The 12,962-nt window shown below is 62.4% G+C and carries 13 protein-coding genes and 1 pseudogene; 10 read left to right on the top strand and 4 right to left on the bottom strand.

What is annotated here, in order from left to right:
* The first annotated feature begins 42 nt into the window (after positions 1-42).
* From KCN53_RS00795 to KCN53_RS00760, 8 genes and pseudogenes are all read left to right on the top strand, one after another.
* Positions 43-837, top strand: coding sequence for a 2-keto-4-pentenoate hydratase (locus tag KCN53_RS00795; protein ID WP_088711902.1), 795 nt, complete (start codon positions 43-45; stop codon positions 835-837).
* On the top strand, positions 834-1,994 hold the full coding sequence (locus KCN53_RS00790) for a Rieske 2Fe-2S domain-containing protein (RefSeq protein WP_207790596.1): 1,161 nt from the start codon (positions 834-836) through the stop codon (positions 1,992-1,994). The genes KCN53_RS00795 and KCN53_RS00790 overlap by 4 nt, the downstream gene beginning before the upstream one ends.
* Positions 1,994-2,821: an alpha/beta fold hydrolase gene (locus tag KCN53_RS00785; RefSeq protein WP_088711903.1), complete on the top strand. Its 828-nt coding sequence runs from the start codon at positions 1,994-1,996 to the stop codon at positions 2,819-2,821. Before KCN53_RS00790 ends, KCN53_RS00785 begins: the two co-directional genes overlap by 1 nt.
* Before the next feature lies 1 nt (position 2,822).
* Complete coding sequence (locus KCN53_RS00780) at positions 2,823-3,083, top strand: hypothetical protein (RefSeq protein WP_224199277.1); 261 nt, start codon at positions 2,823-2,825, stop codon at positions 3,081-3,083.
* Position 3,084: 1 nt separating this feature from the next.
* Positions 3,085-3,897: a DODA-type extradiol aromatic ring-opening family dioxygenase gene (locus KCN53_RS00775; RefSeq protein WP_088711904.1), complete on the top strand. Its 813-nt coding sequence runs from the start codon at positions 3,085-3,087 to the stop codon at positions 3,895-3,897.
* Between the two features lie 358 nt (positions 3,898-4,255).
* Positions 4,256-5,476, top strand: a pseudogene (locus tag KCN53_RS00770) (hypothetical protein); the annotation flags it as partial.
* Between the two features lie 78 nt (positions 5,477-5,554).
* Positions 5,555-6,256, top strand: a complete 702-nt coding sequence (locus tag KCN53_RS00765; protein WP_224199416.1) for a M13-type metalloendopeptidase — start codon at positions 5,555-5,557, stop codon at positions 6,254-6,256.
* Positions 6,257-6,720: 464 nt separating this feature from the next.
* Positions 6,721-7,305 carry a TrmH family RNA methyltransferase gene (locus tag KCN53_RS00760; RefSeq protein WP_172406301.1) on the top strand — a complete coding sequence of 195 codons (585 nt, stop codon included), beginning with the start codon at positions 6,721-6,723 and terminating at the stop codon, positions 7,303-7,305.
* 156 nt (positions 7,306-7,461) lie between these two features.
* Here the strand turns inward: KCN53_RS00760 and KCN53_RS00755 are convergent, their stop codons facing one another.
* The 4 genes from KCN53_RS00755 to KCN53_RS00740 all read right to left on the bottom strand — a co-directional run bounded on the left by KCN53_RS00755 (position 7,462) and on the right by KCN53_RS00740 (position 10,913).
* Positions 7,462-7,992, bottom strand: a complete 531-nt coding sequence (locus KCN53_RS00755) for a cupin domain-containing protein (protein WP_088711908.1) — start codon at positions 7,990-7,992, stop codon at positions 7,462-7,464.
* 13 nt (positions 7,993-8,005) lie between these two features.
* The gene (locus KCN53_RS00750) at positions 8,006-9,229 is read right to left on the bottom strand and encodes an FAD-dependent oxidoreductase (protein WP_088711909.1); all 1,224 of its coding nucleotides are present in this window, start codon (positions 9,227-9,229) and stop codon (positions 8,006-8,008) included.
* Between the two features lie 71 nt (positions 9,230-9,300).
* On the bottom strand, positions 9,301-9,996 hold the full coding sequence (locus KCN53_RS00745; protein ID WP_088711910.1) for a GntR family transcriptional regulator: 696 nt from the start codon (positions 9,994-9,996) through the stop codon (positions 9,301-9,303).
* Between the two features lie 77 nt (positions 9,997-10,073).
* Entirely contained in the window at positions 10,074-10,913 is an 840-nt protein-coding gene (locus KCN53_RS00740) for an aspartate dehydrogenase (protein WP_088711911.1), read from the bottom strand.
* Between the two features lie 69 nt (positions 10,914-10,982).
* On the opposite strand from KCN53_RS00740, the gene KCN53_RS00735 reads away from it, so the two are divergent.
* Both KCN53_RS00735 and dmpG read left to right on the top strand, forming a co-directional pair.
* Complete coding sequence (locus KCN53_RS00735; protein WP_088711912.1) at positions 10,983-11,927, top strand: acetaldehyde dehydrogenase (acetylating); 945 nt, start codon at positions 10,983-10,985, stop codon at positions 11,925-11,927.
* The gene (dmpG, locus tag KCN53_RS00730) at positions 11,924-12,961 is read left to right on the top strand and encodes a 4-hydroxy-2-oxovalerate aldolase (protein ID WP_088711913.1); all 1,038 of its coding nucleotides are present in this window, start codon (positions 11,924-11,926) and stop codon (positions 12,959-12,961) included. The genes KCN53_RS00735 and dmpG overlap by 4 nt, the downstream gene beginning before the upstream one ends.
* Position 12,962 lies beyond the last annotated feature (1 nt).

Genomic DNA, 12,962 nt, shown 5'->3' with positions numbered 1-12,962 from the left:
TCATACAATCATATAAACACAGTGCAAGGGAGACGCAGTTTGATGACGACGCAAGCGCTCGCCGAACGTCTGGATTCGGCCTATTCCACCGGCGTGGTGGCACCGATCGCGGGAGAGCTTTCCCCGTGCGATATTCCCACCGCCTATGCCGTACAGATGGCGCAGGTCGCCCGCTGGCAGGCGTCGGGCCGCCGGGTTGCGGGCCGCAAGATCGGGATCACTTCCTTCGCCGTTCAGCGGCAACTGGACGTCGACACGCCGGACTTCGGCCATGTCATGGCGGACATGATCTACGGCGACGGTGACGTGCTGCCCTATGAACGGCTGCAACAGCCGCGCGCAGAAGCAGAGGTGGCCCTGATTTTGGACCGGGACATCGACGTCGACTGCCCGAACGTCGCCGACATCGTCGCGTCGACGGGCTGGGTCATGCCCGCTCTCGAGATCGTCGGCAGTCGCATTGCCGACTGGAAGATCAGCATTTTCGACACGATTGCCGACAATGCCTCCTCGAACCTCGTGGTTCTTGGTGGCCCGGCGCGGCGTCTCGACGGCCTCGACCTGAGCGGGTGCGCGATGACGATGGAACTGAACGGCGAGACCGTCTCCAGCGGGCGCGGCAGCGACTGCCTCGGCAACCCCCTGAACGCGGCTGTGTGGCTGGCCCGCGCCGCGCGGGACTACGGCAGCCCGCTGAGGAAGGGCGAAGTCATCCTGACCGGTGCGCTCGGCCCGATGGTTTCGGTGGCTGCGGGCGACACCCTCCATGCCTCGATCGGCGGTCTCGGGACCGTCTCCACAAGTTTTTCGAACAGCGACCAGGAGACAAATGCGTGAGTGAAGAACCCCTAGTGAACCCTGAAGTCGCGAACATGGTCGGCGACTGGAAAGGCTATGTCGAGGCCAAGCTCGGGTTCCGCAATCACTGGTATCCCGTCCGCTTTTCCAAGGAGCTGGACGAGGGCGAATTGCAGGTCATTGAGCTGCTCGGCGAACGGCTGCTGCTGAAGCGGATCGAGGGGAAGGTCTACGCCATGCGTGACCGCTGTCTGCACCGCGGCGTGCCGCTGTCGCGCAAGCCAGACTGCTACACGAAGGACACGATCACCTGCTGGTATCACGGCTACACCTATCGCTTTCAGACCGGCGAACTGGTGAACATCCTCGCCGTGCCGGAAAGCCGCCTGTGCGGGCGGCGGAAGATCGTGACCTACCCGTGCGACGAAGCGAAGGGGCTGATCTTCGTGTTTTTGGGCGACGAGGACCAGGTTCACCCCCTCCACCGCGACGTGCCGCCGGGTTTCCTCGACGAAAATGTCCGTATCCTCGGCAAGCACCGCATCGTGGAATCGAACTGGCGCCTTGGCGCGGAGAACGGCTTCGACACGCTGCATATCTTCATCCACAAGGATTCCACGCTCCGCCACTTTCGCGAGTTCAACTTCCCGCTCGGCCACACCGCGCTCGACGGGGCGGTCACGACCGTGGAGGAGGAAGACGGGCCGAAGGGCGTCGAAGACGATTTCTCCAAGCATAATCCCGTGTGGGAAGGGGTCATCGACGGCAGCGTCGTGGTGAAAGGCCCGCGATCGGACAAGGTACAGGGGACGTCGGCCTCGGTCGGCACCTCGATCTGGCTGCCCGGCGTCCTGAAGGTAAACAGCTTCCCGGTTCCGGGCCTGACCCAGTTCGAATGGTATGTTCCGCTTGACGAGAAGCGCCACCTCTACGTGCAGACGCTCGGGCAGACCTGCGAGACCGAGGAAGAGTGGATCGACTTTCAGAACAAGTTCGAGACGCACTGGAAGCCGCATGGCCTCGATGGCTTCAACGGCGACGACATCTGGGCGCGCGAAGTCACCGAACCCTTTTACGCCGACGACTATGGCTGGGTCGACGAGATGCTGTGCGAGCCGGATTCCACCATCCTGGAATGGCGCCGGCTGGCCAGCCGCCATGGCCGCGGCATCCAGACCAAGCAGGATCTGCGCTGATGACGGAGATCGCCTCGCGCTTCGCCGACGCCAATGGCGTCCGCACCCATTATCTTGAGGCGGGCGACGGCGAGCCGCTGGTTCTGGTCCATGGCGGCGGGGCAGGCGCCGACAGCTGGGGCAACTGGAAGGACTGCATCCCTCTCCTGGCGAGGAAATTCCGCGTCATCGCCCCGGACATGATCGGCTTCGGCAAGACCGACAAACCCGCCCCCGAGAGCTACGTCTACGATCAGCCGGGCCGGAACCGGCACATGGCGGACTTCCTTGACGCGATGGGGCTTTCGGGCGCCGCCTATGTCGGCAATTCGATGGGCGGCGCAACAGGGATCGGCATCGCCGTGGACCGGCCCGACCTGATCTCTCGCATGGTCCTGATGGGAAGCGCCGGGCTGCCCATTCCGCCGAAGCCGTCGCCGGATCTGCTGCATAATCTGAAATATGACTTCACGATGGAGGGCATGCGCAGGGTCATCGGCGGGCTGACGGCCCCCGGGTTCGAGCCCACGCCTGAGATGGTCAAATATCGTTATGACCTGGTCGACGCACCCGAAGCCCAGGCTGCCCTCGCCGCGATCAACGCCGAAACGCGCAAGGGCACGCTCAACTATGCCGAAGAGGTGGTGGCGTCGATCAAACAGCCGGTGCTGGTGGTCAACGGCAAGCAGGACGGTGTGTCGATCCTGCCGCGTGCCTACAAGTTCCTCGAGCTGATCGAGAATAGCTGGGGCTACATCGTCCCCCATTGCGGTCATTGGGCGATGATCGAAGCGAGGGAAGACTTCTGCGCGGCGGTCGAGTCATTCCTCGAGCGGACGGCGGCGTAAGGTGGCACCTGCCGGTGTTACCGAGATGATCGAACATCTCGTCCGCAATCCCGCCGATCGTGCGCTGGTGAAAGAAGACCCCGACATCCTGTTCGACCGCTTCGGAGTGGAGCCCGCTACGCGCGAGCTGCTGCGGGGCGGCAGCAGGGACGAGCTGTCGAACAGCGGCATTCACGGCAATTACGTCATCAAATGGCTCATCTGGTCGGGGCGTCCGACGATGAAATTCTTTCCCATGAGCCACTTTTTCGACCGGAGATAATATGGGTCAGATCGTCGGCGCCTTCGCCATGTCTCATCAACTCGGCAGCCCGGAGGGCGTCGAGGACCAGTCGGAACGGGTCTTTCAGGGAATGCGGGAAGTGGGGCGCCGGATTCGCGCGCTCGATCCCGATCTGATCGTCATGATCACGAGCGATCATCTGAACAACTTCAGCCTTGCCTCGCCGGCTCCGTTCGCGGTTGGTACAGCCGCGGAGTTCACGCCGTGCGGCGACATGGGCCTGCCCCGCGATCCCTTTCCCGGCCATCCGGCCTTTGCCGAGGACCTGATCGGTTTTGCGCGCGGCGAGGATCTCGGCATCGCCCGCGCCGACCCGCTGCAACCCGATCACGGCGCGATGATCCCCCTCGGCATCGTCGACCCGGACCGCACCATTCCCGCCGTTCCGCTTTACGTGAATACGGTCTTCTATCCCCATCCGACGCCCGCGGAGAGCTATCGCCTGGGAGGCGTCCTGCGCGACTTCGTCGGGGCCGGTCGCCCGCAGGGTGAGAAAGTCGTACTGCTTGCGGGCGGCGGCCTGTCCCACTGGGTCGGCATGCCGCAGGAAGGCGTCATCAACGAGACGTGGGACCGCGCCTTTCTGGGAGATGTCCTGGCCGGTCGGGGTCAGGCGCTCGCCGGTCTCGACAACAGCGAGATTCTCGAGGTCGCGGGCAATGGCGGATTGGAGGTCGCGGCCTGGATCGCTCTTGCCGGCGCCGTTCCCGGCGCGAAAGGTGAAGAGATATTCTACGAGCCGATGCCCAGCTGGGCGACGGGCATGGCCGGGATCGAGCTGGAGGTAGCGTAGCAGCCTCGGCCTGTGAGCCTAGCGCGGTCGTTCACGAGATGCCGCGTCGCTCCTGAAACCCGTCATTCGGTCGGCCTGGGGCGGTCTACAGCGGAATGGCCGAGAATAGGGCGGGGAGCGGACTGTCTGGTTTTCGTCGAAGGATCGGGTCCTCTGCAGCCACTGAGAAAACCGGTTACTTAACTGGAAGGATTTCGACAAACGCGCTTTTACACTCGACGGGCGTGCTCTCTCGTCGTTGTTTAGCGGAACACCAGATGTATAGCTGCGCGAGGCGGTCCGGGCTAATATCTGACAGAAAAATCTCGATCCGCGCTGATCTGTCCAATCATGGAGTTCGCCGGTGAAACGTTTCTTGATGATCGCTAGCGCGTCAATTCTGGTATCGAGTGCGGCCTATTCTCAGCATCATTTCGAACCTGCCGTCGAAGTTTCAATCATGGGCTCGTCCGTCTATCCTGGAACTAACTTCTACCGCTACGCGAACGGCACGTGGCTGGAAACGACCGAGGTTCCTGCAGATCGCAGATCATTGAGCGGTGCCAACGCCGCTGCGCTCGATACCGGCGTCGTATTGAACGAGATCATAAACGATGCGGCCGCTTCGAATCCTGCTCAGGAGACGCCTGCATGGCGCGTCGCTACTTTATATCGAGCCTATCACTCGGCGGACGGGGCCTCGCTTTCAGCGCAGGAAAATGTGCGTGCCGGTTTGGACGAGATCCGCTCGCTCGCGACACACTACGATGTTGCGCGGTTCATGGCCGACCCGTTCTCCAACAGTATCGTGGGAGCGTATGTCTGGATCGACGCGGGTAATCCTTCGCGCCGCGAGATCACGATCGACCAAGAGATCTACCATCAAGGCGCGGTCGGCCTCAGAAACAAAGAGGCCTACCTTGCGGAGGACAAGGCGGAGTTGCGCGAAGCGTATAGAGAATATGTGACAGGCGTATTCGAGAAATTAGGGTATAGCTCTAGCGCAGATCGCGCCGATGCAATCATCGCATTCGAGACCGCTTTGGCAGATGGCATGTGGGACCAGGCCCAGATGCGCGACCGCACCCTGAATTATTCCCCGATGACTTTCGAAGCCTTGCAGGACTACGCACCAGGCTTCGAATGGCGGGGTTTCCTCGACGCGATGGGCGCGTCCAATCCACAGAATGTCATTTTGCGCCAAGACACCGGTGTTCGAGAGGCAGCACGCATCTTTGGTGAAACACCGGTCGAGGTTCTCAAGGACTACCTGGCCTTCCATTGGGTCGATAATCACTAGACCTATCTTGGCCCTGAACTACGCGCGCCGGCGGAAAGATTCCATCTCCAATGGCTCGCGGGCGGCGCCGGGCGCAGTCCGGTCGAAGCGCGAGCGCGTCGCGTGGTGTCGAGATATCTGGGCAGCGATCTCGCGCGCCTCTGGGTCGACGAAAACTTTTCCGAACAGGACCGGTCCCGTTCCGACGCGATCGGGACAGCGATGGTCGCGGCAACCCGATCGTGGCTGGAACGTGCCGAGTGGCTCGACGCTGAAACGCGCGCGCTTTCGCTCAATAAGATCGACGGATTCACTTTGAAACTGGGTGCGCCCGAGCATTACCGTCCTGTCCCGGAGGGCATAGTATCCGACGATCTTTACCGCAGCGTTCGCGGGCTCATGCTGGCGTCACGCGCTGAAGAATTCGATGGTATCGGTACGCCCCTGCCTTCGCAATATTGGTACGGCGTGCAGCCCTATACGGTCGATGCTGCAAATTCGCCCGATCGGCGCGCGCTGACCATCACCGCAGCCGTCATTCGCGGCGCACTCGAAAGCAACGATCCGGCTGCGTGGTTTGCAAGCGCGTTCGTTGTCGGTCACGAGATCGGCCATAGCTTCGACGACCAAGGCTCTAAGTTCGATCCGGACGGAATCCTTCAACCGTGGTGGAGCGAGGAGACGCGAGAGCGGTACGATGCCGAGGTCGCAAAGCTGAAAAGGCAGATCGCAGCCTGGGAACCGTCGCCTGGCGTATCAATGGACCCGGAGCAAACAATCGGCGAGGCGATTGGCGATCTCATAGGCCTGAAACTGGCCGAACATGCGCTCGACACCTATCTTGCCGAGCATCCCGAGCGAGCCGGTCCGGATGCCAGCGGGTTCACCGCGAAACAGCGTTTCTTTCTCGCATACGCGCAGAGCTTCCGGACAGTGTGGAGCCCGGGCGCGCTGGAAGAGCATATCGCGAGATCCTATCACCCGCCCGGTGAATTCCGCGTCAACGGCATCGTGCGCAATCTCGACGGGTGGTACGAGGCGTTCGATATCGAACCAAATGATCCAATGTATCTGCCGGTCGAAGAGCGTGTTGCACTTTAATAAGCACAGTACACCTACGTCTTAAGTGTGAGCACAACTGGGCCGTCTCTTGATCGTTATGTCCGCTTCAGGGGAAGGCTCAGAAGCAAGCGACCGTCCGCAATTGGGGTCAGGCGCTTGCCGGTCTCGACAACAGCCAGATTCTCGAGGTCGCGGGCAATGGCGGATTCGAGGTGGCGGCCTGGATCGCTCTTGCCGGCGCGGTTCCCGGCGCGAAAGGTGAAGAGATATTCTACGAGCCGATGCCCAGCTGGGCGACGGGCATGGCCGGGATCGAGCTGGAGGCGGCGTAGCAGCCTCGGCGTCGGCTTGGGGCGGTCTGCACCGGAGTGGCCGAGAATAGGGTGGGGAGCGGACGTCACTCTTCCTCGTGTTAAAACTGGCTCCTTCAGTGGTATGCCGCTGACACGGACACAGATGAACCGGAAAAATCGAAGCCAACTGTCCGTAAGCGGGCTGACGCTATCAAGCCATTTGTCTGCAAGAACCTGATAGCAGTAATCGAAAGCCCTTGCGATATTCAGAATATTGGGACGGTCATTCGCAACGTGAATGCGCTCGGCGTCGAAAAGGTTTATGTCGTCGATCCGAGAAGATCTCTGCCTGACGATTGGCAAGATATGCGTGGGCGAAAGTCATTAGCACGGACCTCTGTCTCCGCAGTGAAGTGGAGCTTCGTGAAGAGGTTCGACAGCACCGACGATTGCTTTGATCAATTAGAGAAGAACAACTTCCACTCGGTAGTCACATCACCTCACATTAAAGGCCAAAGAAACGTCTGGCTGCACGAAGGCGACTTCACAGAACACACGAAGCTCGCAGTGTGGTTTGGGAATGAAAAGCGCGGGATAAGCGATCGTGCTGTAGAACACAGTGATGCCTGCATTGCCATACCGATGTTTGGGATGATCGAAAGCCTTAACCTCGGCACATCATCGGGTATTGTGCTGTATGAGGTGACCAAGCAGCGCCGAGATTACCAGAGTCGATACCGCAAGGGTAAGCGGGCGAATCCTTTGCAGACCGTCATGGCAAGGGAAGAGGACTAACCGAAGAGAAATTCCGCAACGGGGTCGGAAGCTGCCGTTCCTAGAGTCCCGGTGGCCATTCCACGGCAGCTTTCCCCACCCAAAACCTACCGGTCCGTTTCCTACCCAAGCTGAGACATCGGTGGAGCGGCCTGACCGCCGGCCCAGCCGCTTCCATTAACCGCCCAGATGACGCTGGCGCGTGTCGAACAGCGTCTGGTCGGTGAAGCCCGCGACGTCGGGCTTGCCGCGGCCCAGCATGACCTGGAGATAGACGGGCTCGTCGGTATCGTTCTGATAGCCGTGGATCACGCCCGGCGGGCATGAGATCATTTCCCAGGGGCCAAGCTCGGCCGATTTGCGATTGCCGTCCTCATCCTCGATGAAAACGATGCAGCGGCCCTGCAGGATGAAGAACACCTCTTCCACCTCATGCGTATGCGGGGCATTGCCCTGGCCCGGCGGCACCAGCATGATCGACAGCGTGAAATTGCCCGCGGGCACGATGCCGCCATCGTCATGCTTGCCCGACGCGCCCGCGCCGACGAACCGATGCTGCGCCCGGCGATAGCCCTCGATATTGGCGTCGGCGAAGGCGTCCCAGTCGGCGGTGCGGTCGCCGAATTTGGCGACATAGCGATCCATGATCCGGTCGAGAGACCAGTCGGCGATCTCGGCCGGGCGCGGGTGGCGTGCGACATTGCTCATGGGCGGAGGCTCCTTACTCGACCGCTTCGGACGCGGTGTAGCTGTCGATCATGCACGCGCGCCGGATGAAGGCGTCGTGCAGATCGGGGGTTTCTGACGCGTGACGGATTTCGGCGAGCTTTGCCGCGCGCACCTCGGGGTCGCGTTCGGACAGCGTGTTCTTGTTGGCGATGCTTTGCGCCTGCACGCCGTCGATCTGCGCCTTGCGGCGCTGCCGCGTGTAGCGGGCGAAGAGCGCGGCGGCGTCAGCGCCCTCGTGCCATATCTTGGCGAGCTTTGCGGCAAGGTTCATCGCGTCGTGAATGCCGCCGTTCATGCCCATGCCGCCGACGGGGTTGTTCACATGAGCGGCGTCCCCGGCAAGCAGCACGCGACCGTGGTCGAAACTGGCGGCCACGCGCTGGTGAACCTTGTAGAGGGCGACGGTCACGATTTCGTAGGCCTCGTCGCGCGGGCAGAACTTCTGCAGCCGCGTCTGAATGGCCTCCGGATCGAGAATGTCGTCGTCGGACGCGTCGGGGTCGGTCGGACCGACCGCACGCCACATTCCCGAGCCATCTTCTCCGCGGGCCTTGAACAGGTTCATCCATTCGTCCGGGTCGGAGAAGTAGTTCCGGTTCGCGATATCCTGGCCCAGCGACTGAAAGTCGAAGCGGGTGTCGATCTTCAGAAAGCGCTCGGGCCAGGTGAATCCCTCGAACTCGACGCCCGTCTGCTTGCGGACGGTGCTGCGCCCGCCGTCGCAACCCACCAGATAGGCGCAGCTCAGGTCCTCGGTCTCGCCGCTCGCGGTGGTGACGGTTGCGGTGACGCCCTGATCGTCCTGCCGGTATTCGACTAGCCGCGTGTTCATCCGCGCCTCGAAACCGGGGTCATCCGACAGCCGTTCGAGAATGGTGTCGGCGATCTTATACTGTTCCCACTGCAGCACATAGGGGTGCTGGGGCGGGTCCTTCATGGCGCGCAGGTCGAAGCGGCCGACCACGCTACCGGTGACCCGGTCATGATAGTGGAAGACCGGCGAAACCAGACCCTGCTCGATGCCGTCCTGGAGGAGGTCGAGCTGTTCCAGCATCGCGATGGTCGGCGGATGGCACGATGCCGCCCGGCAGTCATGTTCGGGGCGCGGAAGAGCCTCGACCAGAAGGACCGGAATATCCGCGCGGCGCAACGCCAGAGCAAGAACCGTTCCCACGGGACCTGCCCCGACAATCAAAACCCGATCGCTGACCGACATAGCGTTCCTTCCCTGTTCGGGAGGAATAGCTAGCCTTTGCTAGTTTGTATGACAATCATAAAAAATGACGATCAAGACGCTTCCCGTTCCGCGTCGCGCTCGGCATTCAAACGCGAGACGATGGCCTGGCGCGATTCGCGGACATGCCGCGCCATGGCTTCCGCAGCGGCATCGGCATCGCGCCGTTCCACGGCGTCCATCATGGCATCCCATTCCTCCATGCCGCCTTCCAGACGGCCGGGCTCGGACATGGAGGCGAGGCGCAGGTAGCTCACCCGTTTCAGAAGCTGCAGGCCGGTATCGTGAATGACCTTGCTGCCGGAGCCGCGCAGCACCGCTTCGTTGAACGCTCCCGCCATCTTGGACAGGGTGGGCAGGTCGTTCTTGCGGATAGCTTTCTGCATATCCTTCCACAGGCCCGTCAGCTCGGAAATCACCGCCTGATCGTTACGGCGAACCAGGCGGTGGACCGCCTTGGCTTCGATCATTTCGCGCAGGACGTAAATGTCCTCCGCATCCTCCGGGCTGAGAACGGTGACGCTGATGTTGCGCCGCGGCCCGACGGTGACGAGATTCTCGGCCTGCAGCTGACGCATGGCCTCCCGCACGGACGTGCGGCTGACCCCCAGCGCCTCGCACAGTTCGCGTTCCACGAGCCGGGTTCCGGGCTTGTAGAAGCCGGTAGAGATGGCGTCCCGCAGCTTTTCGACGGCATGGTCGCGAACCAGTGTCGGGTTCTCGACGATGCGAAGGTCTTCGATTTTCATGCGTTCCGGCTCCCTGCTGCCCTTGCCACCCGGCCTTATTGCAACTGTCTATCAATAAAGCCGGTCCCGATCTACCATCATCCTACAATATTAGATTTGCGCTGGATCAAGGCGGAGATGGGCAGTCCCTGTTCCAGCCTGGCACATTGGAGAAGGCTGTAGGCGGTGAGCGCCGAGGTTTTCGGATTGTCGGGCGCGGCCAGCGCGAGGATGTCGAACCGGAACCGCCCGAATTTGCCCTCCGCCTCGATCACGCCGAGAGGGTCGTCGACCTTCCGCGAGGAGACAAGGCGTACCCGGGTGTCGTCTATGCCGATGCCGGCCAGTCCCACGGCGACCGCAACATTTGCATTTTTGGGATAGTCGCTAGCGGCCCGGCGCGCGGAGCCTTCGAAGAACATGATCTCATCCTCATCGTGATCAAGGTCGATCAATCGCTCGGCAGGGGTGCCCTGCCAGGCATGTGGAGGTTTGTGCGAGGAATAGGTCACATGGTCGATGCCGGCGAGGGCCGCGGCCACCAAGCCGTCGAGGCCCGCAATGGCACCCGCGGGGAGCAGCAGTCGTCCGCCGCCCCTGTGCTCGGCATCCAGCAGGGCGGCAGTCACGCTGTCATCGGCCAGGATTCCGACCGAGGACAGGATCAGGTCGATGCCTGCCTCCAGCAGCCCCGGTCCATAGCGCGCAGCCGCCGCCTGGCCGGCACATTCGATGACACAGCCGGGCCGGGCGCCGACGAGGGAGTCGATGAGCGCGTCGAGGGAGTGAACGCCGGCAGGGGCGCTGCGCCCCTGCCGAACGAGCGCTGCCGCAAGCCGGTCCTCTTCGCCCAAACGACCGAGCGCTCCGGTAATCTCCTGCCCGATCGCTCCATGGCCGATCAGACCGATGCGGCGCAGTCCCGACGAAACCTTCATGCTTCACCTCGACATCAATGTGTGATCGTCATACAATAGGACGTAACGCTGCGATTGGAAGGGCTCTGAATGTCACAAATGAAGGCCGCGATCGTCGGATCGGGAAACATCGGCACCGACCTGATGATCAAGCTTCTGAAGGATCCCGGGCCGCTCTCTCTTGCAGCGATGGTCGGCATCGATCCCCAGTCGCAGGGGCTGGCCATGGCGCGCGAACGGGGCGTCGCCACCACCCATGAAGGAGTGGAGGCGCTGCGCCAGATGCCTGACTATGCCGACATCGACATTGTCTTCGACGCCACGTCCGCCAGTGTTCATCCGCAGCACGACGCGCTTCTGCGCGCGGACGGCAAGCGGGTCATCGACCTTACCCCGGCTGCCATCGGGCCCTTTATCGTCCCCCCGGTGAACGGCGACGCGCTTCGCGACGTGCCGAATGTGAACATGGTGACGTGCGGGGGACAGGCGACGATACCCATGGTTGCCGCCGTCGCGCGCGTTGCCCCCGTTCGCTACGCCGAGATCGTCGCCTCGATCAGTTCGCGCTCGGCCGGCCCGGGCACCCGCGCCAATATCGACGAGTTCACACAGACGACCGCACGGGCGCTGGAGCAGGTTGGCTGTGCGGAACGGGCAAAGGCGATCATCATCCTGAACCCGGCCGAACCGCCGATGATCATGCGCGATACCGTCTTTACCCTGTGCGACTTCGCCGAAGAGGACGCGATCCGGGCCTCGGTCGCCGGGATGGTAGAGGAGGTCCGGCGCTATGTTCCCGGGTACCGACTGAAACAGGAGGTGCAGTTCGAACGCTTCGGCGACAATTCGAAGCTGCGCATTCCCGGGCACGGGGAGTTTGCCGGCCTGAAAGCCAGCATCTTTCTGGAAGTGGAAGGGGCGGGCGACTTTCTGCCCTCCTACTCCGGCAATCTCGATATCATGACGGCGGCCGCGAAGGCGACTGCCGACCGCATGGCGCGCGCCATGCTGGATGGAAAGGCGGCGGCAGCATGAGCTTCAACCCCGATACCGATCCGCTTTACATTCAGGACGTTACCCTGCGCGACGGCATGCATGCCATCCGGCATAGCTATGGGCTGGACCATGTCTGTGCCATCGCACGAGCGCTCGACAAGGCCGGCGTCCACGCCGTTGAGGTGGCCCATGGCGACGGTCTGTCCGGCGGAAGCTTCAACTATGGTTTCGGCGCCCATACCGACTGGGACTGGATCGAGGCGGTGGCCGGCGTTCTCAAAAACGCTGTCCTGACGACGCTGATCCTTCCCGGCGTGGGGACCGCGGAAGATCTGCGGCGCGCTCACGCGCTCGGCGTACGGTCGGTGCGGGTTGCCACGCACTGCACGGAGGCGGACGTCTCGAAGCAGCATATCGGCATCGCGCGCGACCTGGGCATGGACGTGTCCGGATTCCTGATGATGAGCCACATGATCGACGCGGAGCTGCTCGCCCAGCAAGCGGCGCTGATGGAGAGCTACGGCGCGCACTGCATCTACGTCACCGATAGCGGCGGCGCGCTGGATATGGACGGCGTACGGACACGTCTGGCCGCTTACGACAAGATCCTGCGACCGGAGACCCAGCGCGGTATTCACGCGCATCACAACCTGTCGCTGGGCGTTGCGAACTCGATCGTCGCCGCGCAGGCGGGCGCCGTCCGGATCGACGCCAGTCTGGCGGGCATGGGCGCAGGTGCCGGCAATGCTCCTCTGGAAGTTTTCGTCGCTGCCGCCGATCGCAAGGGCTGGAACCATGGCTGCGATCCGATGGCGCTGATGGATGCGGCGGAAGATCTCGTCCGCCCGCTTCAGGACCGACCGGTGCGGGTCGACCGCGAGACGCTGAGCCTCGGCTATGCCGGAGTCTATTCGAGCTTCCTGCGCCATGCCGAAAAAGCCGCGGCCGAATATGGTCTCGACACAAGGGCGATCCTGATCGAACTGGGCCGGCGCGGTATGGTCGGCGGTCAGGAAGACATGATCGTCGACGTGGCGCTGGATATGGTGCGGGCGGCGAAGCCGGCAGCCTGAC

The sequence above is a fragment of the Pacificimonas aurantium genome (genome assembly GCF_020092905.1).
Classification (GTDB): domain Bacteria; phylum Pseudomonadota; class Alphaproteobacteria; order Sphingomonadales; family Sphingomonadaceae; genus Pacificimonas; species Pacificimonas aurantium.
Note: the sequence above shows the minus strand (reverse complement) of the source record. Positions and strands in the feature narration are given on the sequence as shown.

What these genes read in the sequence shown, in the direction of transcription:
- KCN53_RS00785 (WP_088711903.1), top strand. Translation starts at nt 1,994, where the DNA reads ATGACGGAGATCGCCTCGCGCTTCGCCGACGCCAATGGCGTCCGCACC.
- KCN53_RS00745 (WP_088711910.1), bottom strand. Translation starts at nt 9,996, where the DNA reads ATGAAAATCGAAGACCTTCGCATCGTCGAGAACCCGACACTGGTTCGC.
- KCN53_RS00750 (WP_088711909.1), bottom strand. Translation starts at nt 9,229, where the DNA reads ATGTCGGTCAGCGATCGGGTTTTGATTGTCGGGGCAGGTCCCGTGGGA.
- dmpG (WP_088711913.1), top strand. Translation starts at nt 11,924, where the DNA reads ATGAGCTTCAACCCCGATACCGATCCGCTTTACATTCAGGACGTTACC.
- KCN53_RS00740 (WP_088711911.1), bottom strand. Translation starts at nt 10,913, where the DNA reads ATGAAGGTTTCGTCGGGACTGCGCCGCATCGGTCTGATCGGCCATGGA.
- KCN53_RS00765 (WP_224199416.1), top strand. Translation starts at nt 5,555, where the DNA reads ATGCTGGCGTCACGCGCTGAAGAATTCGATGGTATCGGTACGCCCCTG.
- KCN53_RS00775 (WP_088711904.1), top strand. Translation starts at nt 3,085, where the DNA reads ATGGGTCAGATCGTCGGCGCCTTCGCCATGTCTCATCAACTCGGCAGC.
- KCN53_RS00795 (WP_088711902.1), top strand. Translation starts at nt 43, where the DNA reads ATGACGACGCAAGCGCTCGCCGAACGTCTGGATTCGGCCTATTCCACC.
- KCN53_RS00735 (WP_088711912.1), top strand. Translation starts at nt 10,983, where the DNA reads ATGTCACAAATGAAGGCCGCGATCGTCGGATCGGGAAACATCGGCACC.
- KCN53_RS00755 (WP_088711908.1), bottom strand. Translation starts at nt 7,992, where the DNA reads ATGAGCAATGTCGCACGCCACCCGCGCCCGGCCGAGATCGCCGACTGG.